Below are 25,705 nucleotides of genomic sequence, written 5' to 3'. Positions count from 1 at the left end.
GTTGTTGATCGGAGGGCCTGCCATGGCCTATCCAACTTTCATCTGCGCCTACGAAAAAGACCACAACCCTCCGCTGGATGCCGAGGCCGAACTCTGGTTTCAAGAGGCCCGCGCTTTGGAGAAAGTGCGTGGGGTTAAAAATTGGCGGAAAATTGTTTGGCTTTACGAAAAGGCCATTGCCAAAGATCACTGGAAAGCAATGCACAATCTAGCGGGTCTCTATCGCACTGGCTGGCCAGGGCAACCGGGGGTTGAACAAGACACCAGCAAAATGCTCGACCTCTATGAACGTATGGTGAAACTCAAAGTCCCGTTGGGTTATTACAACTGGGCTGTCATTGCTGAAAATGGGGTAGGTGTACTGAGGTCAGATCGAATGGCCAGTTCTTATATGTTTCAGGCGGCGAAGTTAGGGAGTCCGCTGGCTCAGGTACGTATTGGGAATTATTTTGCATTCCAACTGTCTCGAGACAAACAGGACGAACGAATGGCGGAGCCTTATTTTCAATGTGCTGGTGCTCAAGAATCACAAGAGGCAATTATAGAAACAGCCGCATTTTATGAGATATCTAAAGATAATAAACCTAAAGCGCTATTTTACTATCAGCGTGCCGCGTCACTAGGTAGTACTACGGGTTTCCGAAATCTAATAGGTGCTTTCGATTCTAAATCTCGAGCAATATATGATTTCGGATATAAGCCAGACGAAGAGCTTCACGTGTTTTATTCTGACTTATGGGAACGGCTCAGAACCGATCCTAATCTACGCTTCCCCACTTTAATGAAAGACTACCCCCTTCCCGCCCACCCGACACAAGGCTTCGACGCCGAACATCCACACCGTAGGCCAGAACTATGAGCCCTCTGACAAATAAGAAAACGCGCACTTACCAATCAACGGTATTGGCTGGAATCCTCCTGCTTGGTGCCCTTGCACTATCCCTGTCATTCGGCGGAGCGTCTGCGTCGGATGCTGTTCGCTCGATCAGTCTGGTCGTAAGGCCGCTACCCGGGCTGCCAGGCTATGTAGATGAGCCCTACACGCTGTTTGCCGATGGCGTGGTGATCCGGGAGGACCTGACGGACGCCGACGGTGTGATCCTGTTTGATCACATCCCCGGCACGCAGGTCTATGCGGTGGAGCTGGTGAATGGTCGGCGCTTTGAGATCAGGCCCACTGACAGCACCAAGGCGGTGGGCAGGGAGCCCAACCCCGTTCATCCATCAGTACCCTGATCGGCTATAGTGCCCGACGACTCTGGAGAGGGAGACCCGTTGTGCGAATTGCGTTTTTACTGTCAGCCTGGCTTATCTGCATGGGCGCCCAAGCCGCCCCCGTGGATGTGGCCAGCCTGGACCGCGGTACCTGGCCGGAGAAGCTCGGCACCCCGGCGCTGTTCGACGTGGCTTCGCGCGCCGAAATCCTGATGTTCGCCCACAGCCTCATCGCCAGTGAGGCTCTGGACGAAGCCGCGCTCAAGCAACGCCTGGGCTTGAAGATTATCAACCTGGCCGCCATCGACGACCTGCGCCGCCAGCTCTGGCAGCGTCTGTTGGAGAACTACACCTTCGCCCAGCACAGCTGCGAGGAGGATGCGTCGTTCTGCTACCTGGTGGAAAGCATGGATGATCTGCGCGAGCAGGCCGGTAAGTTCGAGGTCAGCGACAATTCCTTTTATGTAGGCTGGGCCGGTCCCAGCCACCATTTCCACGAACGTTACCTGGATGAGTTGCTGCGCAAGGCCGCGCTGTTCCCGCAGATCAGCAGCGAGATCGCGCGTTTCGGCGACCATGAGCGCAATGGCGATGAGTTCAATGACCGCCTGTTCCTGCTGACCTTCGACGGCGGCCCGGCGCCGGTCAGCGGCAATACCGACTGGCTCACCGATTACCTGCGCAAGCAGAAGATGAACGCCACGTTCTTCGTCCTCGGCAGCAGCCTGCAAAACCGCGTGGAGCGCAGTTCCGCCAGCGACGTCGAGGCGCTTTACCAAGGCCAGTGCGTGGGTACTCAAGGTTGGCAATACCGTTCCCACAGTCACTGGGTCGATTGGCAAAGCTCCATCACTCGCAGCGCCACGCTGGCGCAGAACCTGATGCCGGAAAACTACGTGCCGCTGTTCCGTCCGCCCTATGGCCAGCGCCGCGCCGACAGCCAGGGCTTCTTCCAGGCCCAGGGTCTGCAAGTGGCGTTGTGGGACATCGATTCCCAGGACGAGCCGGGCAAACTCAAGGCTGACGAGTCGGCGCAACGGGTGCTGACGCTGATGCTGTTGTGGCGCAAAGGGGTGATTGTGTTTCACGACACCCAGGACAAGGCGCGTGTGGCATTGCCGATCCTGCTGCAGGCGACGGCGCAAAGCGGGTTGGGGTGGCAGGACTGCCGGGAGGCGTTTCGCTGAAAACACCGAAGTGCCCGGCCCTGTTGGGGCTGGGGCATTTCTGGGGGGATTTTGTGCGACATTTCGATGCAGGCGGACTTCCGACTTTAACGGCGTACCTGGCACGCGGCTAGTGCTATTCGTCATCCTGAAAAATAAACTTCAAAAAAGCGTCAAAGTGCTTTTTCCTGTCATGGGTTTTGCGGTATTACGAAGTCAGATCGCCGAAACCTGCAACACAGGTGGCGTCTTCCAAGACTCCTCATGTGGGCAATGCACTTGACGTCCCTCAGGTGCATTCGGTGGTCGAATCGAGGCGCAGCACTGTTGTGGTATTGCGTCGACTGGCTCCCACAAAGGTGACCGAGTATGGATGATCATGGACGTAACTCTTCTTCCGACCAGCCAATCCTTTATGTGCTTGATACCAACGTACTGATCCACGATCCGAACGCACTGCTTAACTTCGAAGAACACCACGTCGCCATCCCGATGATCGTGCTGGAGGAGCTGGACAAACTCAAAAGCGGGCACCACAGCGTGGCTGCCGAATGCCGCCAGGCCATCCGCCTGATCGACAAGACCCTGGGCGAAGCGTCACCCGATGACGTTGAAGTCGGCGTGCCGATCCAGCGCGGCAAGAGCGGGCCCAAGGGCTTGCTGTCAATTCTGATGAGCAAGCGCAGCGAGCCCAACAGCCTGCTGCCGGAAAACCTGAACGACAACAAAATCATCAACCAATTGATCGACCTGCACGCCCGCGACAAGGACTTGCGTGTGGTGCTGGTGACCAAAGACATCAATATGCGCCTCAAGGCACGAGCGTGTGGGATCGCTGCCGAGGACTACAGTACCGACCAACTGGTCGACGACGTGTCGATGCTGTCCCGTGGGTATCACACCATGACCGGCTCGTTCTGGGACCGCGTCAGCAAGGTTGAAACCCGTCAGGACCACGGCCGCACCTGGCATCAGGTGCAACTGATCGACAACCTGCCAGCCGTGCACATCAACGAGTTCATCATCGACGAACAGGGCTTCGTGGGCTGGATCAAAGAGATCCAGGTCGACAAGCTGCTGATCCTCGACCTGCATCAGGAGCCCTTGTTGCACCAGGAGGCCTGGGGCCTGAAACCGCGTGACGTGTACCAGAGCCTGGCGCTGTATGCGCTGCTCGATCCGGACATCCATCTGGTCAACCTGACCGGTGCCGCAGGCTCGGGGAAAACCATCCTCGCCCTGGCGGCCGCCATCGAGCAGACCATGGTGACCAAGCGCTATCGCCGCATCATCGCCACCCGCAGCGTGCAGGGCCTGGACCAGGAGATCGGTTTCCTGCCCGGCACCGAAGCGGAAAAAATGGAGCCGTGGCTGGGGGCGATCACCGACAACCTCGAAGCCTTGCACATGGATGACGAAAACACCCATGGCAGCGTCGACTACATCCTCAGCAAAGTGCCGTTGCAGTTCAAATCCCTCAACTACATCCGGGGTCGCAGCTTCCAGCAAAGCCTGATTTTGATCGATGAATGCCAGAACCTTACGCCGCACCAGATGAAAACCATCATCACCCGTGCCGGTGCCGGTTCCAAAGTGGTGTGCCTGGGCAACCTGGCACAGATCGACACCCCTTACCTGTCCGCGACCAGCTCCGGGCTGACTTACCTGACGGAACGCTTCAAGGATTTCCCCAACGGCGTGCACATTGCGCTGCAGGGTGTTCCACGTTCGATCCTGGCCGAATACGCCGAGTCCCACTTGTAAACGCGGTCCATGCAGGAGCGAGCTTGCTCGCGAAGAGTGTCTACGATAACGCGGGGTCTCTGGAGCCCCGCGTTGTTCTTTGGTTTTTCGCGAGCAAGCTCGCTCCCACAGGGTTTACAATCGGCGCTCCTGATCAGGAGTATCCCTGTGCTGACTCATCTCGATTCCCAAGGTCGCGCCCATATGGTCGACGTCACCGACAAGTCTGTGACCTTCCGTGAGGCGGTGGCCGAAGCGCGGGTGCGCATGTTGCCCGAAACCCTGCAAATGATTGTCGATGGTGCCCACCCCAAAGGTGACGTGTTCGCCGTGGCCCGTATCGCCGGGATTCAGGCGGCGAAAAAAACCAGTGATCTGATCCCCCTGTGCCATCCGCTGATGCTCACCGGCGTCAAGGTCGAGCTCAGCGCCGAGGGCGTGGACGCGGTGCATATCGTCGCGCGCTGCAAGCTGTCCGGCCAGACCGGCGTAGAGATGGAAGCGCTGACGGCCGCCAGCGTCGCCGCGTTGACCATCTATGACATGTGCAAGGCCGTGGACCGCGGTATGACCATTGAAAGCATTCGCCTGCTGGAAAAACTCGGCGGCAAAAGCGGGCACTTCAAGGCGGACCAGGCATGAGCATCAACGTCCTGTTTTTTGCGCGCTACAGCGAAACGATCGGCCTGGATTCCCTGGAGATGGAAGGCGACTTCGCCACCGTCGACGCCGTGCGCCAGGCATTGGCCGTCGATCCGGACTTCGCAGTGCTCAACGAAACCAGTCTGATGTGCGCCCGCAACCAGGAATTGTGCGACCTCGACGAGCCCCTGCAAGCCGGCGATGAAGTCGCGTTTTTCCCACCCGTGACCGGAGGCTGAGCATGGCCATCCGTGTGCAGGCCGGGCCGTTCGATCCGGGCACCGAAGTCAACGCGATGCATGCGGCCAATGTGGGCGTGGGCGCGGTGGTGAGTTTTGTCGGCTACGTGCGTGACTTCAATGACGGCCTGGATGTGGCGGGGATGTTCCTCGAGCATTACCCCGGCATGACCGAAAAAGCCCTGGCCAAGATCGCGGTGGAAGCCGAACAGCGCTGGCCGCTGCTCAAGCTGGAAGTGCTGCACCGTATCGGCGCCCTGGCGCCGGGCGAGCCGATCGTGTTCGTCGCGGCAGCCAGTGCCCATCGCCAGGCAGCGTTCGACGCCTGTGCGTTTGTGATGGACTACCTGAAGACCCGTGCGCCGTTCTGGAAGAAAGAAAGCACCCCCGAAGGCGCACGCTGGGTGGACGGGCGTGACAGCGACCACGCGGCGGCGGATCGCTGGAAGTAAATGTGGGAGGGGGCTTGCTCCCGATAGCAGTGGCACATTCAACAGCTCTGTTGACTGACCCACCGCTATCGGGAGCAAGCCCCCTCCCACAATTTTGACCGCATTCCAGTTTAAGGACGCTTGCGCTCCACGGGACGCAACAGGTGCGTCGGCGGCGTCTCGCAACTGATCTTGCGACCCAGCAGCGTCTCGATCGACGGCAACTGGTACGAGTCGTCCTCGCCGGCAAAGCTGATCGATACACCCGCCGCGCCTGCACGACCGGTACGACCGATGCGGTGCACATAGTCGTCCGGCACTTCCGGCAGGGTGAAGTTGATCACGTGGCTGATGCCGTCGATGTGAATCCCGCGCCCGGCCACGTCGGTGGCCACCAGCACGCGGATCTTGCCTTCGCGAAAGCCTTCCAGGGTCTTGATGCGCTTGTGCTGCGGCACATCGCCGGACAGTTGCGCGGCGTTGACGCCATCGCGCACCAGGCGCTCTTCGATGCGGCGCACTTCGTCCTTGCGGTTGGCGAAGACCATCACACGCTCCCAACCGTTGTCGTTGATCAGGTTGTAGAGCAGCTTGTACTTGTCGGCACCGGCCACGGCGTAGATGTGTTGCTCGACGTTTTCGCTGGCGACGTTCAGGGCTTCGATTTCGACGATGGACGGGTCGGTGGTCCATTGCTTGGCGAGGTTCATCACGTCTTCGGTGAAGGTCGCGGAGAACAGCAGGGTCTGACGTTCGTTTTTCGGCGGGGTCTGGCGAATGATCTGGCGCACTTGTGGGATGAAACCCATGTCGAGCATGCGGTCGGCTTCGTCCAGTACCATCACTTCGACCATGTCCAGGTGCACGTCGCCGCGCTGGTTGAAGTCGAGCAGGCGGCCCGGAGTGGCGACCAGGATGTCGCAGTGACGGGCTTCGAGGTGCTTGAGCTGCTTGTCGAAGTCCATGCCACCGACAAACGTCATGACGTTCAGGCCGGTGTACTTGGTCAGGTCGGCGGCATCCTTGGCAATCTGCACCACCAGCTCGCGGGTGGGGGCGATGATCAGCGCGCGGGGCTCGCCCATGTAGCGTTCTTTCGGCGGCGGCGTCTGCAGAAGCTGGGTGATGATCGAGATCAGGAACGCGGCGGTCTTGCCGGTGCCGGTCTGGGCGCGGCCGATGGCGTCTTTGCCGGCCAGGGTGAAACCCAGCACCTGGGCCTGGATCGGTGTGCAGTACGGGAAGCCCAGGTCCTGGATGGCATGCATCAGTTCTGGCGCCAGGTTGAAATCATGGAAGCGGGTCTTGCCTTCCTGGGGTTCGACGACGAAGTCTTCGAGTTTCCATGGGATGACGACCGGCTTGGGTGCGCGTTCGCGACGCGGTGCCTTGGGCGCGGGAGCAGGCGCGGCTTGAGCCTCAGGAGGTTTTGCCGGTTCGGGCGGTGTCACCTTTGGCGCCTTGGGCTGGGCGACCGGTGCGGTCCGGTCGAGCTGTTTACCGTCGTCGCGGCTGCCGGCAGTCGGGACAGGAGCACTGGGAACAGGCGCGAGCGGCTCAGCCTCGCTTTTGCCGAACATCTTCTTGAGTGCTTTGAGCACGGTCATCTCATTAATTGGTTAAGGAATATACGCCGGCCAGTGTAATGCAAGAATCGGACGCGGCGTAGTGCGTCCGTCATATGGCTATATAAACAGTCAAGTTCAACCCAGACGAGTGGTCAACCAGGCCCCGATATCCTGTATCTCCTGCGGTAACACTTCGTGACCCATTGGGTATTCTTGCCATGTCACGGTGACACCACGGGTTTTCAGATGTTCGTAGGCGCTGCGGCCCATGGCGTTCTGTACTACGTCATCGTATTGGCCGTGCAGGCACAGGACCGGAATGCGCTGCTGGCTGGCCGACAATTCCAGCTCGTCACTGAATGTGGGGGCGTAGGTGGAGAGGGCGATCACGCCACCCAAGGCCCCTTGCCATTTTGTAAACGCCGTGTGGAACACCACGGCTCCACCTTGGGAAAAACCCGCGAGGAAAATCCGTGAAGCGTCTATTCCGTGGCTTTTTTGCTCCTTGATCAAATCCGTGACCATTTTCGACGAGGCTTCCAGCTCTTCCAGGCTGATCGAACGGGCCGGGCTCATGGCCTTGATGTCATACCAACTGGGCATCTCGTAGCCGCCATTGATAGTCACTGCACGCGTCGGTGCCTGAGGCAAAACGAAGCGGGTAGACAACAGGTTTTTCTGCAGCGCTTTGGCCACCGGCTCGAAGTCGTAGCGATCGGCACCCAGGCCATGCAACCAGATAACGCAGGCGTCTGCGAGCTTGGCGGGCTGAAGAATCAAGGGTTCGGTCATGTCTGCTCCATAAATGTGCGTTCGCTCCGATTAAGTGCGACGGAACGGTGCGCAATAGTTTGATCTGTTACGAGAATGTCGCAAGGTTGAATCTTTTCCCATTGACCTACGGCTGAATCGACTCAGCAGCCACTCTGGTACGGGCTTTGCTAAGTGTAGGTCGATGTCAGAACTATCCTAAGACGGTAACACTATCAGTGACTGCCGTTCGTGGGATAGCCACTGGAATTACCGCGACCGCCTCATGCCGCTTGACCCTAATAAAAGCCAACACGGGTCGATATCGCCTCATAAGGGTGCGCTGAGGTTCTAGCTCCGACACAACAAGAGCAACTGGAGGTTTGAATGAAGGTATTGAAATCCACCCTGGCCATCGTTTCCGCGGCCGCAGTCCTGGGTGTCAGTGGTTTCGCCCACGCCGGCGCCACCCTGGACGCCGTGCAGAAGAAAGGCTTTGTGCAATGTGGCGTAAGTGACGGCTTGCCGGGTTTCTCGGTACCGGACGCCAGCGGCAAGATCCTCGGGATCGATGCTGATTATTGCCGCGCCGTGGCCGCTGCCGTGTTCGGCGACGCCACCAAGGTCAAATTCAGCCAGTTGAACGCCAAGGAACGTTTCACCGCGCTGCAGTCCGGTGAAGTCGACATCTTGTCGCGTAACACCACCATGACCAGCTCTCGCGATGCGGGCATGGGCCTGAAATTCCCAGGCTTCATCACGTACTACGACGGCATTGGCTTCCTGGTGAACAACAAGCTGGGCGTTAAAAGTGCCAAGGAACTGGACGGTGCAACCATCTGCATCCAGGCCGGTACCACCACCGAGTTGAACGTTTCCGACTACTTCCGTGGCAACGGTCTGAAATACACCCCGATCACCTTCGACACCTCCGACGAAAGCGCCAAGTCGCTGGAATCCGGGCGTTGCGACGTGCTGACCTCCGACAAGTCCCAACTGTTCGCCCAGCGCAGCAAGTTGGCGTCGCCGAAGGACTACGTGGTGCTGCCGGAAACCATTTCCAAGGAACCACTGGGCCCGGTCGTGCGTAATGGCGACGACGAGTGGCTGGCCATCGTGCGCTGGGTTGGCTACGCCATGCTCAACGCGGAAGAAGCCGGCATCACTTCCAAAAACGTCGAAGCTGAAGCCAAGTCCACCAAGAACCCGGACGTCGCGCGTCTGCTCGGTGCTGACGGCGAATACGGCAAAGACCTGAAAGTGAAGAAAGACTGGGTCGTACAGATCGTCAAGCAGGTCGGCAACTACGGTGAAGTGTTCGAGAAAAACCTCGGCAAAAGCACGCCACTGGAAATCGACCGTGGCCTGAACGCGCTGTGGAATAACGGCGGCATTCAATACGCACCCCCTGTGCGCTGATCGCTGATGGTTCTGTCACCCGGTGGGCCAACCGCCGGGTGATGTTCTGTTCCATTCTTTCCGGGGCACTTCATGCAAACTCAAATCGGCGCACCAAAGCAGAAGCTCAGCTTCAGCGATCCCAAAGTGCGTGCGTGGCTCTTCCAGATCATCACGATTGTGGCGGTGGTCTCGCTGGGCTGGTACCTCTTCAACAATACCCAGACCAACCTTCAACACCGGGGCATTACCTCGGGTTTCGACTTTCTCGAGCGCAGTGCCGGCTTCGGCATCGCGCAGCACCTGATCGACTACACCGAATCGGACAGTTACGCCCGGGTGTTCGTGATCGGCTTGCTCAACACCTTGCTGGTGACCGTCATCGGCGTGGTCCTGGCGACCCTGCTCGGTTTCGTCATCGGCGTGGCGCGGCTGTCGCCGAACTGGATGATCAACAAGCTGGCGACCGTGTATGTGGAAGTGTTCCGCAACATTCCGCCGTTGCTGCAAATCCTGTTCTGGTACTTCGCGGTGTTCCTGACCATGCCGGGGCCGCGCAACAGCCATAACTTCGGCGACACCTTCTTCGTCAGCAGCCGTGGCCTGAACATGCCGGCAGCGCTCGCCGCCGATGGGTTCTGGCCGTTTGTGGCCAGTGTGGTGGTGGCCATTGTGGCGATCGTGCTGATGGCGCGTTGGGCCAACAAGCGTTTTGAAGCGACTGGCGTACCGTTCCACAAGTTCTGGGTGGGCCTGGCGCTGTTCATCGTGATCCCGGCGTTGTGTGCGTTGATCTTCGGCGCGCCGTTGCACTGGGAAATGCCCAAGCTGCAGGGGTTCAACTTCGTCGGCGGCTGGGTGTTGATCCCTGAACTGCTGGCGCTGACCCTGGCGCTGACGGTGTACACGGCCGCGTTCATCGCCGAGATCGTGCGTTCGGGCATCAAGTCCGTCAGTCACGGCCAGACCGAAGCCGCGCGTTCCCTGGGCCTGCGTCCCGGGCCCACGCTGCGTAAGGTCATCATCCCGCAAGCCCTGCGGGTGATCATTCCGCCGCTGACCAGCCAGTACCTGAACCTGGCGAAAAACTCGTCGTTGGCCGCCGGTATCGGTTACCCGGAAATGGTTTCGCTGTTTGCCGGCACGGTGCTCAACCAGACCGGCCAGGCCATCGAAGTCATTGCCATCACCATGAGCGTGTACCTGGCGATCAGCATCAGCATTTCCCTGCTGATGAACTGGTACAACAAGCGCATTGCGCTGATCGAGCGGTGAGGAAACGCCCATGAGTTCTCATACTTTCAAACCTGATATGCCGCCGCCGAGCAAAGTCTTCGGCCCGGTGGCATGGATGCGCGCCAACCTGTTTTCCAGTTGGCTCAACACCCTGCTGACATTGCTGGCGTTCTACCTGATCTACCTGGTGGTGCCGCCGATCCTGCATTGGGCGATCCTCGACGCGAACTGGGTGGGCACCACCCGCGCCGACTGCACCAAGGAAGGCGCCTGCTGGGTGTTCATCCAACAGCGCTTCGGGCAGTTCATGTACGGCTACTACCCCGGCGACCTGCGCTGGCGCGTGGACCTGACCGTGTGGCTGGCCATCGTGGGCGTGGCGCCGTTGTTCATCTCGCGTTTTCCACGCAAGGCGATCTACGGCCTGAGCTTCCTGGTGCTGTATCCGATCATTGCCTACTTCCTGTTGCATGGCGGGATCCTCGGCCTGACCAACGTGGCGACCAGCCAATGGGGCGGCCTGATGCTGACCCTGGTGATCGCCACCGTGGGCATCGCTGGCGCCTTGCCGCTGGGGATTGTGCTGGCTTTGGGGCGGCGTTCGAACATGCCGGCTATTCGGGTGGTCTGCGTGACCTTCATCGAGTTCTGGCGCGGCGTGCCGTTGATCACCGTGCTGTTCATGTCCTCGGTGATGCTGCCGTTGTTCCTGCCTGAAGGCATGGGCATCGACAAGCTGCTGCGGGCATTGATCGGCGTGATCCTGTTCCAGTCGGCCTATGTGGCGGAAGTGGTGCGCGGTGGCTTGCAGGCGATTCCCAAGGGCCAGTACGAAGCGGCTGCGGCGATGGGCCTGGGTTACTGGCGCAGCATGGGCCTGGTGATTCTGCCGCAAGCCCTGAAGCTGGTGATCCCCGGCATCGTCAATACCTTCATCGCACTGTTCAAAGACACCAGCCTGGTGATCATCATCGGTTTGTTCGACCTGCTCAACAGCGTCAAGCAAGCCGCCGCCGACCCGAAATGGTTGGGCATGGCCACTGAAGGCTACGTGTTCGCCGCCCTGGTGTTCTGGATTTTCTGTTTTGGTATGTCGCGCTATTCCATTCATTTGGAACATAAGCTCGACACAGGCCACAAGCGTTAGGAGTTGTTGTTATGAGCGAAGCGATCAAACAGCCTGTGAGCCCTGAAGGCATTATCCAGATGCAGGGCGTGAACAAGTGGTACGGCCAGTTCCACGTGTTGAAAGACATCAACCTCAACGTCAAGCAGGGCGAGCGTATCGTGCTGTGCGGCCCGTCGGGTTCGGGCAAGTCCACCACCATTCGCTGCCTCAACCGCCTGGAAGAACACCAGCAGGGCCGCATCGTGGTCGACGGCGTGGAGCTGACCAACGACCTCAAGCAGATCGAAGCGATCCGCCGCGAAGTCGGCATGGTGTTCCAGCACTTCAACCTGTTCCCGCACCTGACCATCCTGCAGAACTGCACGCTGGCACCGATGTGGGTGCGCAAGATGCCCAAGCGCAAGGCCGAGGAAATCGCCATGCACTATCTTGAGCGCGTGCGCATTCCTGAGCAGGCCCACAAGTTTCCGGGGCAACTGTCCGGCGGCCAGCAACAGCGTGTGGCGATTGCCCGCGCGCTGTGCATGAAACCGAAAATCATGCTGTTCGACGAACCGACCTCGGCCCTCGACCCGGAAATGGTGAAAGAAGTGCTGGACACCATGATCGGCCTGGCCGAAGACGGCATGACCATGTTGTGCGTGACCCACGAAATGGGCTTTGCCCGTACCGTGGCCAACCGCGTGATCTTCATGGACAAGGGCGAGATCGTCGAACAGGCGGCGCCGAATGACTTCTTCGACAACCCGCAGAATGACCGGACCAAGTTGTTCCTGAGCCAGATTCTGCATTGATCGATGGCTGACAAAATAAACCCGGCCTGGTGCCGGGTTTATTTTTGGCGGCTATTCAGGTTGTCAGCTTGTTGCCTGAAAACCCTCGTGCGTTGCCTTTGTAGGCAAGTCCGAATAGGCTGTAGGAAAATTCATCCTATGATTGGACGAAAGCACATAACCCATGACCGACATCGCCCCCTTGATCAAACGCTCCCTGGTCGACCAGGCCCTGGAGCAGTTGCGCCAGCGCATTACCCAGGGCAAATGGGCCATCGGCGAGCGCCTGCCCACCGAGCCTGAGTTGTCCGCCGAGCTGGGGATCAGCCGCAATACCGTGCGCGAGGCCATGCGCGTGTTGGCGTTCTCCGGCTTGATCGAGATCCGCCAGGGCGATGGCAGTTATCTGCGTTCGATGACCGATCCGCTGGGGGCGATGCGTGCGCTGTCCCACTGCACCCTCGAGCAGGCCCAGGAAACCCGGCAGATTCTGGAAGTGGAAGCGGTCGGCCTGGCCGCGTTGCGCCGTACCGAAGCCGACCTTGAAGTGTTGCAGCAGGCGCTCAACGCCAGTGCCGCGCTGTACCACGGGGAGCTGGAGGCCTATATCAGCGCCGACCTGGTGTTTCACAAGCGCCTGGTGGACGCGGCGCACAACCCGGCGTTGAGTGAGCTGTACCAGTATTTCTCCGCCATCGTCGGCGCGCAGTTGCGCCAGACATTGAACATTTCGCCGCGTCGCCAGTCGGTGTTCGATCTGCATATCGACCTGCTCGACGCCGTGGCACAGCAAGACCCTGAACGCGCCAAATCCCTCTGCCGGCAGTTGATCCATGAACCCTGAAACCCAACGCATGACCGAGCTCGAAGAGCTGTTGATCGACGCCGAAGCCGACGACGACACGGTGCAACAGGCGCACCCGCAGGTGCGTCGTCCGTGGCTGTTGCTGCTGGGGCTGGTGCTGGTGGCGCTGAACCTGCGCCCGGCGCTGTCGAGTCTGTCGCCGTTGCTGGCCGCTGTGTCGAGCAGCCTCGGCCTGTCGGCGGCCAAGGCTGGTTTGCTGACCACCTTGCCGGTGTTGTGCCTGGGCCTGTTTGCCCCTACGGCGCCGATCCTGGCCCGACGTTTTGGCGCCGAGCGCGTGGTGCTGGGGATTTTGCTGACCCTGGCCGCCGGCATCGTCCTGCGCAGTTCGCTGGGCGAAGTGGGGTTGTTCGTCGGCAGCCTGATCGCCGGCGCGAGCATTGGCATCATCGGCGTGCTGTTGCCGGGCATCGTCAAGCGTGATTTCGCCAAGCAGGCCGGTGCCATGACCGGGGTCTACACCATGGCCCTGTGCCTGGGCGCGGCGCTGGCGGCGGGTTCCACGGTGCCGCTGAGTCATGCTTTCGGCGATAGCTGGCCCATCGGCCTCGGTTTCTGGATGCTGCCGGCACTGGTGGCGGCGCTGTTCTGGTGGCCCCAGGTCGGCGAGAAACACGGCGCCCACCAAGTGGCGTATCGGGTGAAGGGTCTGCTGCGTGACCCGCTGGCCTGGCAGGTGACGTTGTACATGGGCCTGCAATCGTCCCTGGCGTACATCGTGTTCGGCTGGCTGCCGTCGATCCTTATCGGCCGGGGCCTGAGTGCCACTGAGGCGGGGTTGGCGCTGTCCGGCTCGATCATCGTGCAGTTGTTCAGCTCCCTGGCCGCGCCGTGGCTGGCTACCCGGGGCAAGGACCAGCGCCTGGCCATTGTGGTGGTGATGCTGCTGACCCTCGGCGGCCTGTTCGGTTGCCTGTATGCACCGCTCGATGGCCTGTGGGGTTGGGCCATCGTGCTCGGCCTGGGGCAGGGCGGCGCCTTCAGCCTGGCGCTGACCCTGATCGTGCTGCGCTCGCGCGACTCACACGTGGCGGCCAACCTGTCGAGCATGGCCCAGGGCATCGGTTACACCCTGGCGTCCCTTGGCCCGTTCGCGGTGGGCCTGGTGCACGACTGGACCGGCGGCTGGTCGGCCATCGGCTGGATTTTCGCGCTGATCGGCCTGGGCGCGATCAGCGCCGGGCTGGGCGCTGGGCGCACGCTGTATGTGCAGGTCAGCAGCGAGAAAGTCTAGAGATACACCACCTCCAGCGTGGCGAGGCCGTCGAGCGGGGTATCGCGGTTCAGGTCGAGGTTTTGCCTGGCGTTGATCACGGTCTCGACCTGCACGGTACTGATCAGTTCGCGGATCGCCGAGGGGCCGGCGGTGCTGCCGGCGGTGTCGGTGAACCCCAGGTAGCTGTTGGCGCCGATGTTGATCGGATTGAGGTTGGCGGTGCGCCAGGCCAGGCCGCCGGTGGTGGATTCGGTGCCATATGCCTGCGTGGTGCTGTTGACTTTGGTCTGCCGAGGGTCGAAGGCCATGGAGTACAGGCCCAGGCGATTACCGCTGTGGTCGAACCCCAGGCCATAGTAAATCTCGCTGTTGACCATGGCCGAGCCTTCCCGGTTGTCGTGCATGCGCAAGGCAAAGCGGTTCGAGTCATTGCAGGTGATGCTGACCTGCAGTTGCTTGAGCGGCAGGCGCGTGCTTTTGTCCAGGTTCAGGTCTTGTTGGGAAATCTTGCCGTAGTCGATCACCGCGCTGTTGGACAGCAGCGGTGTGCAGGCGAGAGGCGTGATGCGCCCCTTGACGCTCAGGTCCACGATCGAGGCGGCCTGTGCGCCGGGCGTGCCACTGAGCAGCAGTAAGGAAAATAGAGCGATGTCGGGCGTTTTCATGAGCGGATCCCAAGGGTTACAGGTAGATGATTTCGAGTGTGCCGGAGCCGTTGATGTGCACCACGCTGCGCAAGTCCAGGCTCTGCATCGGCGCCAGGTAGGCCTTGACGCGTATCGTCCCGGACAGTTGCTGGATCGGCACCGGCCCAAGGGTGCTGGCGGCGCGGTCGGTAAAGCCCATGAGGCTGTTGGCGGCAATGGGGATTTGTCGGGCGCTGGAACTGCTCCAGGCCGCCCCGCCACTGGTGGAGTCGGTGCGATACAGCGTGCCAAGGGCGTCGGCGCTGAATTCCGCCGGATCGATGTTCACGTAGTAGCGGCCAATCTTGTTGTGGCTGTTGTCCAGGTCCAGGCCGTAGGCGGTTTCGTCGGTGCCGCCGGTGGCCGAACCATTGCGGTTGTCATGCATCTTCAGGGCGAAGGGCGTGGCGGCGTCGCAGCTCACGGAAAACTGCAAGGTGCGGGTAGGCAGAGGCGTTTCATTGCTGGCGCTCAGGTCCTTGGCCAGCAGCGTGCCGTAATCCACCAGCCCGCCATTGGACAACTGCGGCACGCAGGCCACGGGGGCGAAGTGGGCCTGCAGCGTCAACTCGCGCTCGCTTTGGGGATGGGAGACGGTGCCGGTGACTTCCCAGGTGGTCGCGTCCCTGACGCGGGTGGCGGCGGCATCGGCCCAGGCGCTGACACTCAATTGCAGCGAGAAGTGCTTGCCGGTCAGCAGCACACCGTTCTGCACCGGTGCAATCCCGTGGCCCGGTCGCCAGCCCAGCGCAGCGCCGATGGCCACGGGTGGCTGACCGTTGGCGGGCAGCAAGCCCAGGCTGACCGCCTGGCCATCCACCACGCCATCGCTGACCTGCATGGCGTAGCTGCCGTGGCCGGTGAATTGCAGGCGCTCGGCGCTGGCCGCCAGGGCGCGATAAAACAGGCTCAGGTCGGTGGGATGCGGACAATTGAGCGTCAGGTTCAGGCGCCGCTCGCCGAGCAGGCGCTGCGCTGCGCTGTCGCTCTGGGCGGCGCGGTTCATCGAGCCGAAATCCAGCCGCGATTCGCTGAGGTTCAATTGGCACTCGTCTGCGCCCAGGGCACTGTTGAACGCCACCAGCAGCACACCGGCGGCGATCAGCCGGTGCGGGCGACAGGCAAGCAATAGGGCAATCATCGGTCATTCTCCAGGGGTATGGCAGCGGGCGGGGGCGGTTTCGAAATACACCGTCGGGTCGGGCTTGGCCGGCAATTCAAAACGCAGTTCACAACGCTGTTTGTCGGCTGTGCTGACCCACAGCGTGGTGTGTTCCAACACATTGGGCAGGAACACCTGGCTGCCATCCTGGACCAGGGTGACGAACTCACCCTGGGCGGTGCTGACCATGGCGCCACGGGGCAGCGGCTGGTCCTGGTCGGTGCGTACCGTCAACAGCAGCCGACGGGTCAGCGCCACGCCGAACTCGACGCGATCCACCGCGCCGCGCCCGGCGGAGATCATCGCCAGGCCGTTGTTGATATCGGCATTGCGCGGCAGCGAACGGGTCTGCACCTCGACCGGGCTGCGCCCGTAGGCGTTGACCTGGGACACCACTGCCTGACCCTGCCAGTCTGTCCAGACCGGGCCGCTGGGGGTGCTGAGCTTGATGCCGCTCATGTCGCCCACCGAGACCAGCGCAAAGGTGTCGCGTACCGGGTAAGGCGAGAAGGTCACACCGCTGTCATGCACCACCACCGCGCCGCGAGCCCCGCCCTGGTAACTCGAACGTTCGGCATCGCTGCGGCTGTAGCTCAGGTCCAACTGACTGTAGCGGGGCAGTGCGGAGACGCCCACGGTGGTCTCCACTTGCCGGTCGCGGGTGTCGTATTCGGCGCTGACCCGGTAGCTCAGTTGATCGTCGATCTGCTCGTTCAGCCCCACCCCCGAACGATGTTCTCCGCCCGAATTGCGTACCCAGGCGCGGCCCCGACGGCTCTCGCCCAGGGGCAGGCTCAGGTTCAGGTACACCGCGTTGTCCTGCTGCTGGCGCCCGCCCATCTGCCATTCGGCACTGGCCGACAACGACACCCCGTTGACACTGGTGCCCCAGGACGCCAGCGCGCGGCTGCTGTTGTCGCCGTCAAAATTGCTCGAACGCGATACTCCGGCGCTGAACGCCCCGAGCCATGGGTGCGACCAGCCCAGCATGGCGCTTTGCTGATCGCGATAGCGGGAGCGGCGATGACGGTCGGGTTGCGCGTCGTAGGTGGCTTCCTCCAGCTCGCGATAGCCCGGTGTACGCCAGGAGTTGGCGGCACTGAATGACCATTGCTCATTCAGGCGTTGGGACCATGAGAGATCGGTTTGCACACCTTGGGCCTTGTCCCGGGCCTGGGCATTGGACACCTGGCTGGCCAGTTGCACCTGGCTGTCCAGCCCTGGCAACCAGGCCAGGCTCGCACCCACGCCCTGGTATTGGCTGGCGGCCAACACGCCGCCGCCCACTGACACCTGCGGATGGAGGACGCCGTTCCAGCCGGCACTGACCACCCAAGGGTCATCCCCCTTGGCATCGCCGATATTGCGCACGCGGCCTGCGGCCACGGAATAACCGGCTGCCGGCAACCCCAGGCCGAGCATCGCCGCCGGCACGGTAAACCGTCGCTCGTCGCCGGTGCTTTCCTTGACCGTGACTTCGACGTCCGAGCGTGTGTTCAAGCGCCGTACATCGTTCAGGGCGAACGGGCCGGCGGGAACCACCGTGGAGTGGATCAACGCGCCGTTCTGGCGCACCTCGACCTGCGCGGGGCTGTTGGCGATACCTTCGATGGTCGCGCCTTGCTCCTGGTCCTGCAGGGCTTGCTCGGTGAACACCTGGACCCCGTTGATCTGCGCGCCCGACAACACCGGGTTGTAAAGGCTGATCTGCCCGGCCTGCAGCACCGCCTGATGCTGGGCAAAGGTGCGCTGGGCGTAGGCTTCCAGGTGTGTGCTGCGCGACAGGCCGTCCTGCCAGGTCTGTACCTGGCGGCTGCGCACGATCCAGTCGCCGGCGTTGAAGCCGACTTCGGTATTGGCCGAGCCAAAGCGGCTGGCATCATCGCCAAAGCGGTTGTAAAACCCGCTGAGATCGTAGTTGAGTAAGCCCGCGACGCCACCGGCCTGATACCCCGAGACATCCTGCCGCAGCGGGCGCAACGCCTCGGTCGGAACCACCAGCGACACCGTGAGGGTGGCCGGGTCGGGTTCAACCAGGCTTTGCGGGAATTGGCCGAGAAAATCATGGCAGTGCCCGCTGTCCCCGGGGATCAACAGGTTGGCCGCATCCAGCAAGGCGTGGTCGAAACACAGGGCGCCGGATGAATCGAAACTCGCTTGCAGGCGCCCACGGTTCTGGCCGTTGACCCGCAGGCTCACGGCGTGTTTACCGGCGGTAAAGCGTGGGGCGTCGAGCAGCACGCTGGCCAGTTGCGGGTCAATGCCGCGCTGGTTCAGGGTCTTGGCGTCGAAGCCGGAAAACGCCTCGGCCCAGGCCGTGTCAGGGAGCAGGGCACAACTGAGTAACCACGCCGGCCAGGCACGGTGGAATGAAGCGGCGGGCACGGCGTTGCCGTCACGGTATTTCACGACTGTTTTCACCCAAGGCATTCGAATGTTGGACGGCTGTGCGTCCTGGTAACGGTCGTCAAGCCGTCACTTCGTCGTTGAGGCGCAAGCGCCTGTGTGTTTATTCAGAGGGCGTGATAGGGGCGTCGTAGGCCGCCACGGCGAAGCCATACAGGGTTGCCGGTTGCAGCCGCACCTGGCTGGCGCCCGTGGCGGTTGTCGGTACGCGCAGGCGTTCGCCCGGCAACACATAGGTGCGCGGCAGCATCGCTCTGCCGTCACCGGGCAGCAGGCGCAGTTCCTGGGCCAGGCGCACCACATACGGCGTGTCATTGCGCACCTGCAGCGCGTTGTTTTCCAGGGTCCAGGTCAAACCGGTCCACGGCGTGCGATTGGTCGCCAGCCCCTTGGGATGAATGATCACCGGCAAGTTCTGGCGCACGGTCACGCCGACGCGGGCATGCCCGGCTTCGGTGGCGGGACGGCCCTTGGGCATGCCTTCGAATATCACCCGCTTGAGGCGCTGGCTCTTGAGCGGCTGTTGATCCTGCAAAATAAAGCGCACCAGTTGCGATTTGCCCGGTTCCACGCGTGACAACGGCGGCGTGACCACCAGTAACGGCACAGGGTCTTCGGGGATGTCTTCCAGGGTGACGTGCAGCAGGGCCAGTTGGCTGTCGGTGTTGGTCACCGAAACACTGGCTTCGCCCTCGCTTTCATAAACGATCACTACGGAGGTGTCGGGGACCATGCCGTCGGCCTGGGCATTCAAGCTGAACAGGAGTGTCAGGGCCGCGATATTGAAAAGTAACGTCGTCATGACGGGAATTCCATTGAGCATGAGAGAAGTCAGAGGTAGCGCAGATCCAAGACAATGGAACCGTCCAGCGGGACCTCTTGATCCAGGGTCAGGTAGTTCGAAAAGTTGATGGCCGTTTCGATGTGCAGTTGGGCGGTCAGTTGGCGAATGAAGTCCGGTTGACGATCACCCGGCGGTGCAAAACCGGCATAGGCTTTGGGCTCGGCGTTGGACTGCGCGGACCAGGTCTCACCGTTGTCGGTGGAGATCAGCACTTGCATGGGCTGCGCATCGCCCAGTGGGTTTCGATAAGACAGCGCCACACTGCCCAGGCGTTCTTCGGGGGCGTGGATATTTCTGCCAAGCCCGAAGACACCGGGCCTCAACGCCGACTCCGCGCGGTTATCGATGCCCACCAGCGCAAACAGCATGGGCCTGGCGCATTGCACGGACAGTTCCAGGACCAGGCCTGGCAGTAAGGTGAAATCATCGCCATTGAGGACGTGGGAGGGAATCTTGCCGTGGTCGACAACGCCCTCTTCGGACAATTCGACATGACAGGCGTCCGGGGTGAGCCGGCCGGTTACCGTGATATCGACCATGGAAGCCGCCCAGGCAGGGATGGCGCTGGTCGATGACAGCAGGGCGGCGAATAGAATGGGCTGCAGGTTCATGAGGATCACTGGCTGGAGTAAGGTGGCCGGTCCGTCGGGGAGGCCATGCTTGAGCATGGCCTCCCGGGGGGTTACAGGTACTTCACTTCCAGGGTGGCCGACCCATCCAGGGTCACCTCGTTGCTCAGGTCCAGGCCGTCGGTGCGGGCGATCAGGGTGCTGACCACCATCTGCGCGACCAGCTCCTTGACCGGAATCGGCTGGGTGCCGTCGTCGGTGGCTGCGACCGACATATACAGGCTTGGGTCCCACCATTTTTCGTCATACCAGGTATTGCCACCGTCGCCGGAGGCGATGGTTTTCACTTGCACACCGTCAGCGACGGCGTTTTGCAGCATCAACTGAAACCAGCCCAGTTTTTGCGTGCCGTTGATGAAGCCCAGGCCGAAGACCTCCCGCATCAATGCCGAGTCGGCACGGTTATCGATCGAGTTCAAGGCAAACGGGATCGCGCCGTCACAGATCACCGCGATCGTCATGGTGTGGGTACCGATGAGGGTGGGGTTGTCCGGGCGCAGGTCTTTGGCGGAAATCTTGCCGTGATCGATGATCCCGCCGCTGGACAGGCTGGGGGTGCAGGCGCTGGGAACGATCAACCCCTTGACCGCCAGGTCTACGGTGGAGGCAGCGAAGGTGGCGGCGCTGGTGAGTAGCATCACGCTGGCGGCAAGGGTACTGAGCAGGGTTTTCATGGCGAACGAACTCCTTTCGATAATGGGCGGTTAGAGGTATTTGAGTTGGACGGTGGCGTGACCGTCGACAGGGACTTCATCCACCAGGGTCAAGTTGTCGGCCGGGGCGATGTGGGTAAACAGGCGGATCTCGGCGTCAAAGTCCTGGACGGCGATGGGGTCCAGTTGATTGATTCGTGCGAAGGCTGTGAGCCACAGGTGATTGAGTTCGTTGGCGGGCTCCCAGCTCACGCCGCCATCGTCTGAAACAATGACGCGCACCGCAGCGCCGTCGGCTACCGAGTTGTAAAGGTGAAAGGCCGAGCCACCGAGCTTTTCGTCGTTGGGCGTCATGCCCAGGCCATGCCAACGATCGTGGTTGGCCGAACTGCCGGAGCGGTTGTCGATGGTATTGAGGGTGAAGAACGTCGGCGCTTCACAGCGCACACTCAACTGCATGCTTTGGTTGGGCAGCGCGGTGTGCTGGTCGGCATTGAGCGAGTTGACCGACATTTTTCCAAAGTCGACCACGCCGCCACCGGAAATCAGCGGGGCGCAGGCGCTGGGCGTGATACTGCCCCTGACGCTGAGGTCGGTGGTGCTGGCGGCGAATGCCTGGGGAGCGAGCAACAGTGTCAGCATGAGGCGAGAGGCGATAGCGTTCATGGGCAAAGGGCCTTTGGTCACAGTGATCAGGTGGGCGTCAGAGGTATTTCACTTCAATCGTGGCCGAGCCATCGATCGCAACTTCCTCCCTCAAGTCCATCGCCGCGGTGGCGTAAATACCGCTTGCGACTTCCAGTTCCACGGCCAGGTTGCTGGCCGCAATGGGGGTGCTGGTATCCGAGAGGGCGCTCATGGCGGACAGTAAGCCGGGTTCCAGTGCATCTTCCGGTCGCCAGGTGCTGCCGTTGTCGTAGGACACGATGGCGCGTGCGGGCGCGCCGTCCATCATCGGGTTGTTGAAGTACAGGTAATACCACCCGAGTTTTTTGTCGCCGTTGACAAAGCCCACGCCGAACTTGCTGCCGGAGCCGCTGGCGGCGCGGTTATCCACAGCCTTGAGGCCGAAGAGGGTTTGTGCCTCGCAACTCACGCTCATCTGCAGGCTACGAGTTGGCAGGGGCGTGGGGTTGTTCTTATTGAGGTCGCCGGCCGAGATCTTTCCATGGTCGATCACGCCACCACCGGTGAGTGTCGGTGCGCAGGCACTGGGCGTAATCAGGCCCTTTACGCTCAGGTCGATCGAGCTGGCGGCGTGAACGGGGGAGAACATGTTGAGTAACAGAACGGTGCTCAACAGGGTCAGGGACTTGCTCATTTCAATTCATTCCACTACAGGGCTGGCTGATAAAGGCGCGCGCAGGGCATCGTCCGATCCTTCTGGGAAGACGGTGATCAGGGCGGCTGGTTATGTTTGATTGGGGTCGCCGATAACAGCGAGTCCATTCCCTCTTGCGGGGTGACGGCAATTTAGCTGCCGGGTGGGGCGGGGGAAATACAACTTTTACGACAATCGAGAAGGCAGGTTTTTACGCGTGGGCTCGTGGGAATTGATGAGCTAATTTGTAGGAAAGTTGGATTTTTCGTAGTTGTTGTATCGTCACTTTCATGCTCAACAGGATATTCATTGCGACTTATAACAGTCATGTGAGTGCTACCCACTCAAGTGGGTGTTGATGAACTCATGGGCTGAACAATAAATGTAAGCGCAATGAGGTAAGCATGGTGACAAGGGCATTTTCCAATCGGGTACCTGTCCTGAAGTTGGCTCCCTCACCCTCGCCACCGTTGTTGGCGGGGCCGGCTTATTGTCCGGCGGGTATTACATGGCCGACACGTACCAGCCTGATCGAAATTTTCGGCAGCGATGAAGTGGTGGACCGGGTACTGGTCAGCCTGATGGATGAAGCGCGCGAAGACCATGCCCTGCTCGATCAGGCGCGAACCTGTGCCGATGCGCCGTGGGTGGTGGAGCGGCTGCATCGACTGGTGGGCAGCCTGGCATTTGTAGGTGCCGCTGACCTGGAGTGCCGTGGCGAGTGGCTGATTGCTCGGGTGCAAGCCCAGGGTGTCGTGGCGAATACGCCGCAACTGCGCGCCTTTCAGTGTGACTTGCGGGCGTATATCCACTATTTGAGTCAGTTATGAAGCAAGGTTTGTAGGAAGTTGTTCCTATGTATTGGAGGTTTTGGATGTAGGTTATTTCTTTTTGTTTTGTAGGTGTGAAGTTGTCAGCTATCAAATGCTGGGCGCGGTGCGGACCGTGCTGCAACCGGTGGTTGTTGAGCGGCGTGGACAGAGGTATTTTTGCGCGAATTCAATTTGCCATCATTCGTGGGTATTTATGCTTCGTGTAATTATTGCCGACGACCATCCCATTGTGCGTATCGGACAGCGGGTGGTGATTGAGGCGGGCGGTAAGTGCAAAGTGGTCGGCGAGGCCGATGGTCCCGATGAGTTGCTCAGGGTGTTGGGGACCGTGGCCTGTGACGTGCTAGTGACCGACTTCGCCATGCCTGGCGGTCAGCAGGCGGATGGTTATGGGTTGCTGGGGCTGCTGCGGCGTCAGTACCCCGCACTGCCGGTGATCCTGGTCACCATGTTTGCCAACGTGGCCACGCTACGCGCTTCGTTTGCCCACGGGGCGCGGGCGATCGTCGCCAAGAGCGCTTCGGCCAGGGAGCTGCCCATCGCGATCAACGCGGTGATCAAGGGTGAGACCTTTGCCAGTGAGTCCTTGCGGGTCCAGTTGGTGGAAGCGGGCCCCGGCGACCAGTTGCAACAGCCGCAGTTATCCAGCAAGGAGCGGGAAGTGGTGCGCATGCTCGCCAGCGGCATGACCGTCAGCCAGATCGCGGCGCGGGTCAACCGCAGTATTTCCACGATCAGCAAACAGAAAAGCACGGCCATGAGCCGGCTGTGCATTTCCACCGACGTTGACCTGTTCGCCTATGCGCGCAGTTGCGGCATGGTGCCATAGCTTTTGGCGGGGCATTGCCGGCGTAAATGCCGATAGAGTTTTATCGGTGCCCGGACTATCTTGATCCGCTCACACCCCCCTGGTTTGGAACCTGCCCATGAGCGACGCCCACAACGCCCTGATCACCGAGTTCTACAGCGCTTTCCAGCGGCTGGATGCCGAGGCCATGGCGGCCTGCTACACCGAGGATGTGCTGTTCAGCGACCCGGCCTTCGGCGAACTGCGCGGCCGCGACGCCGGCGATATGTGGCGCATGCTCACCACGCGCGCCAAGGACTTTTCCCTGACCTTCGACCATGTGCGCAGCGACGACACCACCGGCAGCGCGCATTGGGTGGCGACCTATCTGTTCAGCGCCACCGGCAATACCGTGGTCAACGATATCGGCGCGCGGTTCGTGTTTCGCGATGGCAAGATTTGCGAGCACCACGACCATTTCGACCTGTGGCGCTGGTCCCGCCAGGCCTTGGGCTTCAAGGGCCTGGTGCTGGGTTGGTCGCCGGCCCTGAAAAACGCCGTGCGTGCCCAGGCGCTCAAAGGCCTGAGGGCATTTCAGGGCGGTCGTTGATAAGCTTGGCGCTTCCCCGGTCTGCAGAACTCGACACGTGACTGAGCTTTCCGAACCCAAACCCTGGTTCGTCTACCTGGTACGCGCCGCCAATGGCGCGTTGTATTGCGGAATCAGCAATGACCCGCTGCGCCGTTTTGCCTCTCACCAGAGCGGCAAGGGCGCGCGGTTTTTCCTCTCCAGCCCGGCGGTGGCGCTGGTGTACACCGAACAGTGTGCGAGCAAGGGCGATGCGCTGCGCCAGGAACGACTGATCAAAAAGTTGAAGAAGAGCGCCAAGGAATGCCTGGCGGCCAGTGGCTCATTGATTTGACTGATAGGCTGCCATCGCCCCCGCGCGCGGTGTTGCAGGCTAAGCTAGGGGTTCACTTCTCCAGCGGAGCCTGGCATGTCCGAGTTGATCCTCCACCACTACCCGCAGTCCCCGTTCGCTGAAAAAGCCCGTCTGATGTTGGGCTTCAAGGGCTTGTCCTGGCATTCGGTGCACATCCCGCCGGTCATGCCCAAGCCAGACCTGACCGCCCTGACCGGCGGCTATCGCAAGACCCCGGTGCTGCAAGTGGGCGCCGATATCTACTGCGACACCGCCTTGATCGCCCGACATCTTGAGCAGGAAAAAGCCGGCCCGGCGCTGTTTCCCCAGGGCCTTGAGCTGGTCGCCCAGGGCTTCGCCGCCTGGGCGGATTCGGTGGTGTTTTCCCAGGCCGTCGCCCTGGTGTTCCAGCCCGAATCCCTGGCGGTCAAATTCGCCAAGGTGCCGGCGCAAATGCTCCAGGTCCTGGTGGCCGACCGTAGCCAACTGTTCAGCGGCGGCACGGCAGCCCGTGTGCAATTGGACCAAGCCCTGCACCAATGGCCGGCGATCGTCGGCCGTATCAATCAGCAACTGCAGCACCAGCAGGGGGATTTCCTCTTCGGTGAGCCGTCGATTGCTGACTTTGCCCTGGCCCATCCGTTGTGGTTCCTCAAAGGCTCGTCCGTGACCGCGCCCCTGGTGGACGCCTATCCCGCCGTCGCCACCTGGCTGGAACGGGTGCTGAGTTTCGGCCATGGCACGGCTACCCAGATGAGCGCCGAGCAGGCCCTGGACGTAGCGCGTAACGCGACCCCAGCCGTGCTGCCGGAGGAACGCTTCGAGGACTTGAACGGCTTCAAGGCCGGTCAGCAGGTCAGCATTGCGGCCACTGACTACGGCACCGACGCCGTGGCCGGTGAACTGCTGTTTGTCGGGCGCGAAGAACTGATCCTGCGCCGTACCGACGAACGTGCCGGCACGGTGCATGTGCATTTCCCCCGCATGGGGTTCCGCCTTCAAGCGCAATAATCCTCTCCCCTGTAGGCGCGAGCTTGCTCGCGAAAAACCTCAACGCTCACGCGGACTTCCTGCACCAACGCGCTACCGT

At 61.1% G+C, this 25,705-nt stretch carries 28 protein-coding genes; 18 read left to right on the top strand and 10 right to left on the bottom strand.

Annotated features, from left to right (window positions below; genetic code table 11):
• The first annotated feature begins 22 nt into the window (after positions 1–22).
• The 7 genes from ACLH0J_RS28780 to moaE all read left to right on the top strand — a co-directional run bounded on the left by ACLH0J_RS28780 (position 23) and on the right by moaE (position 5,457).
• On the top strand, positions 23–859 hold the full coding sequence (locus ACLH0J_RS28780; RefSeq protein WP_411392905.1) for a tetratricopeptide repeat protein: 837 nt from the start codon (positions 23–25) through the stop codon (positions 857–859).
• Positions 856–1,236 (top strand): hypothetical protein, encoded by a 381-nt coding sequence (locus tag ACLH0J_RS28775; RefSeq protein ID WP_411390089.1) that lies wholly within the window; start codon positions 856–858, stop codon positions 1,234–1,236. The genes ACLH0J_RS28780 and ACLH0J_RS28775 overlap by 4 nt, the downstream gene beginning before the upstream one ends.
• Positions 1,237–1,277: 41 nt before the next feature.
• Positions 1,278–2,402 (top strand): polysaccharide deacetylase family protein, encoded by a 1,125-nt coding sequence (locus ACLH0J_RS28770; RefSeq protein ID WP_411390088.1) that lies wholly within the window; start codon positions 1,278–1,280, stop codon positions 2,400–2,402.
• A 348-nt stretch (positions 2,403–2,750) separates the two neighbouring features.
• Positions 2,751–4,145, top strand: a complete 1,395-nt coding sequence (locus tag ACLH0J_RS28765; RefSeq protein ID WP_010564012.1) for a PhoH family protein — start codon at positions 2,751–2,753, stop codon at positions 4,143–4,145.
• Between the two features lie 147 nt (positions 4,146–4,292).
• Positions 4,293–4,766 (top strand): cyclic pyranopterin monophosphate synthase MoaC, encoded by a 474-nt coding sequence (gene moaC, locus ACLH0J_RS28760; protein ID WP_411390087.1) that lies wholly within the window; start codon positions 4,293–4,295, stop codon positions 4,764–4,766.
• Positions 4,763–5,005: a molybdopterin converting factor subunit 1 gene (gene moaD / locus ACLH0J_RS28755; protein WP_411390086.1), complete on the top strand. Its 243-nt coding sequence runs from the start codon at positions 4,763–4,765 to the stop codon at positions 5,003–5,005. The genes moaC and moaD overlap by 4 nt, the downstream gene beginning before the upstream one ends.
• A 2-nt stretch (positions 5,006–5,007) precedes the next feature.
• On the top strand, positions 5,008–5,457 hold the full coding sequence (gene moaE / locus ACLH0J_RS28750) for a molybdopterin synthase catalytic subunit MoaE (RefSeq protein WP_411390085.1): 450 nt from the start codon (positions 5,008–5,010) through the stop codon (positions 5,455–5,457).
• A 110-nt stretch (positions 5,458–5,567) separates the two neighbouring features.
• Here the strand turns inward: moaE and rhlB are convergent, their stop codons facing one another.
• Positions 5,568–7,043, bottom strand: a complete 1,476-nt coding sequence (gene rhlB / locus ACLH0J_RS28745) for an ATP-dependent RNA helicase RhlB (RefSeq protein ID WP_411390084.1) — start codon at positions 7,041–7,043, stop codon at positions 5,568–5,570.
• A gap of 96 nt (positions 7,044–7,139) precedes the next feature.
• On the bottom strand, positions 7,140–7,796 hold the full coding sequence (locus ACLH0J_RS28740) for an alpha/beta hydrolase (RefSeq protein ID WP_411390083.1): 657 nt from the start codon (positions 7,794–7,796) through the stop codon (positions 7,140–7,142).
• A 345-nt stretch (positions 7,797–8,141) separates the two neighbouring features.
• Here ACLH0J_RS28740 and ACLH0J_RS28735 point away from each other — a divergent pair, with 345 nt between their 5' ends.
• The 6 genes from ACLH0J_RS28735 (at position 8,142) to ACLH0J_RS28710 (ending at position 14,389) form a co-directional block, all read left to right on the top strand.
• Positions 8,142–9,173 (top strand): amino acid ABC transporter substrate-binding protein, encoded by a 1,032-nt coding sequence (locus ACLH0J_RS28735; protein ID WP_253393484.1) that lies wholly within the window; start codon positions 8,142–8,144, stop codon positions 9,171–9,173.
• A gap of 72 nt (positions 9,174–9,245) precedes the next feature.
• Positions 9,246–10,427 carry an amino acid ABC transporter permease gene (locus ACLH0J_RS28730; RefSeq protein ID WP_411390082.1) on the top strand — a complete coding sequence of 394 codons (1,182 nt, stop codon included), beginning with the start codon at positions 9,246–9,248 and terminating at the stop codon, positions 10,425–10,427.
• Positions 10,428–10,437: 10 nt separating this feature from the next.
• On the top strand, positions 10,438–11,535 hold the full coding sequence (locus ACLH0J_RS28725) for an amino acid ABC transporter permease (protein ID WP_411390081.1): 1,098 nt from the start codon (positions 10,438–10,440) through the stop codon (positions 11,533–11,535).
• A gap of 11 nt (positions 11,536–11,546) precedes the next feature.
• Positions 11,547–12,311 carry an amino acid ABC transporter ATP-binding protein gene (locus tag ACLH0J_RS28720; protein WP_003171943.1) on the top strand — a complete coding sequence of 255 codons (765 nt, stop codon included), beginning with the start codon at positions 11,547–11,549 and terminating at the stop codon, positions 12,309–12,311.
• A 163-nt stretch (positions 12,312–12,474) separates the two neighbouring features.
• Positions 12,475–13,134, top strand: coding sequence for a FadR/GntR family transcriptional regulator (locus ACLH0J_RS28715; RefSeq protein WP_411390080.1), 660 nt, complete (start codon positions 12,475–12,477; stop codon positions 13,132–13,134).
• Entirely contained in the window at positions 13,124–14,389 is a 1,266-nt protein-coding gene (locus tag ACLH0J_RS28710; protein WP_411390079.1) for a CynX/NimT family MFS transporter, read from the top strand. Before ACLH0J_RS28715 ends, ACLH0J_RS28710 begins: the two co-directional genes overlap by 11 nt.
• Here the strand turns inward: ACLH0J_RS28710 and ACLH0J_RS28705 are convergent.
• The 8 genes from ACLH0J_RS28705 to ACLH0J_RS28670 all read right to left on the bottom strand — a co-directional run bounded on the left by ACLH0J_RS28705 (position 14,386) and on the right by ACLH0J_RS28670 (position 22,072).
• On the bottom strand, positions 14,386–15,036 hold the full coding sequence (locus ACLH0J_RS28705) for a DUF1120 domain-containing protein (RefSeq protein ID WP_411390078.1): 651 nt from the start codon (positions 15,034–15,036) through the stop codon (positions 14,386–14,388). The genes ACLH0J_RS28710 and ACLH0J_RS28705 overlap by 4 nt on opposite strands.
• Positions 15,037–15,052: 16 nt before the next feature.
• Complete coding sequence (locus tag ACLH0J_RS28700) at positions 15,053–16,198, bottom strand: DUF1120 domain-containing protein (protein ID WP_411390077.1); 1,146 nt, start codon at positions 16,196–16,198, stop codon at positions 15,053–15,055.
• Between the two features lie 3 nt (positions 16,199–16,201).
• Positions 16,202–18,640 carry a fimbria/pilus outer membrane usher protein gene (locus tag ACLH0J_RS28695; protein ID WP_411390076.1) on the bottom strand — a complete coding sequence of 813 codons (2,439 nt, stop codon included), beginning with the start codon at positions 18,638–18,640 and terminating at the stop codon, positions 16,202–16,204.
• A gap of 88 nt (positions 18,641–18,728) precedes the next feature.
• The gene (locus tag ACLH0J_RS28690; protein ID WP_411390075.1) at positions 18,729–19,427 is read right to left on the bottom strand and encodes a fimbria/pilus chaperone family protein; all 699 of its coding nucleotides are present in this window, start codon (positions 19,425–19,427) and stop codon (positions 18,729–18,731) included.
• A gap of 29 nt (positions 19,428–19,456) precedes the next feature.
• Entirely contained in the window at positions 19,457–20,080 is a 624-nt protein-coding gene (locus ACLH0J_RS28685) for a DUF1120 domain-containing protein (RefSeq protein ID WP_411390074.1), read from the bottom strand.
• Positions 20,081–20,151: 71 nt separating this feature from the next.
• The gene (locus ACLH0J_RS28680; RefSeq protein WP_411390073.1) at positions 20,152–20,772 is read right to left on the bottom strand and encodes a DUF1120 domain-containing protein; all 621 of its coding nucleotides are present in this window, start codon (positions 20,770–20,772) and stop codon (positions 20,152–20,154) included.
• Positions 20,773–20,802: 30 nt separating this feature from the next.
• The gene (locus ACLH0J_RS28675) at positions 20,803–21,417 is read right to left on the bottom strand and encodes a DUF1120 domain-containing protein (protein WP_411390072.1); all 615 of its coding nucleotides are present in this window, start codon (positions 21,415–21,417) and stop codon (positions 20,803–20,805) included.
• A 37-nt stretch (positions 21,418–21,454) separates the two neighbouring features.
• Positions 21,455–22,072 (bottom strand): DUF1120 domain-containing protein, encoded by a 618-nt coding sequence (locus ACLH0J_RS28670; protein ID WP_411390071.1) that lies wholly within the window; start codon positions 22,070–22,072, stop codon positions 21,455–21,457.
• Between the two features lie 404 nt (positions 22,073–22,476).
• On the opposite strand from ACLH0J_RS28670, the gene ACLH0J_RS28665 reads away from it, so the two are divergent.
• The 5 genes from ACLH0J_RS28665 to ACLH0J_RS28645 all read left to right on the top strand — a co-directional run bounded on the left by ACLH0J_RS28665 (position 22,477) and on the right by ACLH0J_RS28645 (position 25,626).
• Positions 22,477–22,902, top strand: coding sequence for an Hpt domain-containing protein (locus ACLH0J_RS28665; RefSeq protein WP_411390070.1), 426 nt, complete (start codon positions 22,477–22,479; stop codon positions 22,900–22,902).
• A gap of 196 nt (positions 22,903–23,098) precedes the next feature.
• Positions 23,099–23,734 carry a response regulator gene (locus tag ACLH0J_RS28660; protein WP_411390069.1) on the top strand — a complete coding sequence of 212 codons (636 nt, stop codon included), beginning with the start codon at positions 23,099–23,101 and terminating at the stop codon, positions 23,732–23,734.
• A 97-nt stretch (positions 23,735–23,831) separates the two neighbouring features.
• On the top strand, positions 23,832–24,302 hold the full coding sequence (locus tag ACLH0J_RS28655) for a nuclear transport factor 2 family protein (RefSeq protein WP_411390068.1): 471 nt from the start codon (positions 23,832–23,834) through the stop codon (positions 24,300–24,302).
• 37 nt (positions 24,303–24,339) lie between these two features.
• On the top strand, positions 24,340–24,615 hold the full coding sequence (locus ACLH0J_RS28650; protein ID WP_411390067.1) for a GIY-YIG nuclease family protein: 276 nt from the start codon (positions 24,340–24,342) through the stop codon (positions 24,613–24,615).
• A gap of 75 nt (positions 24,616–24,690) precedes the next feature.
• Positions 24,691–25,626, top strand: coding sequence for a glutathione S-transferase family protein (locus tag ACLH0J_RS28645; RefSeq protein WP_411390066.1), 936 nt, complete (start codon positions 24,691–24,693; stop codon positions 25,624–25,626).
• Positions 25,627–25,705 lie beyond the last annotated feature (79 nt).

This window comes from Pseudomonas sp. MPB23, from assembly GCF_046605395.1.
GTDB lineage: Bacteria > Pseudomonadota > Gammaproteobacteria > Pseudomonadales > Pseudomonadaceae > Aquipseudomonas.
Note: the sequence above shows the minus strand (reverse complement) of the source record. Positions and strands in the feature narration are given on the sequence as shown.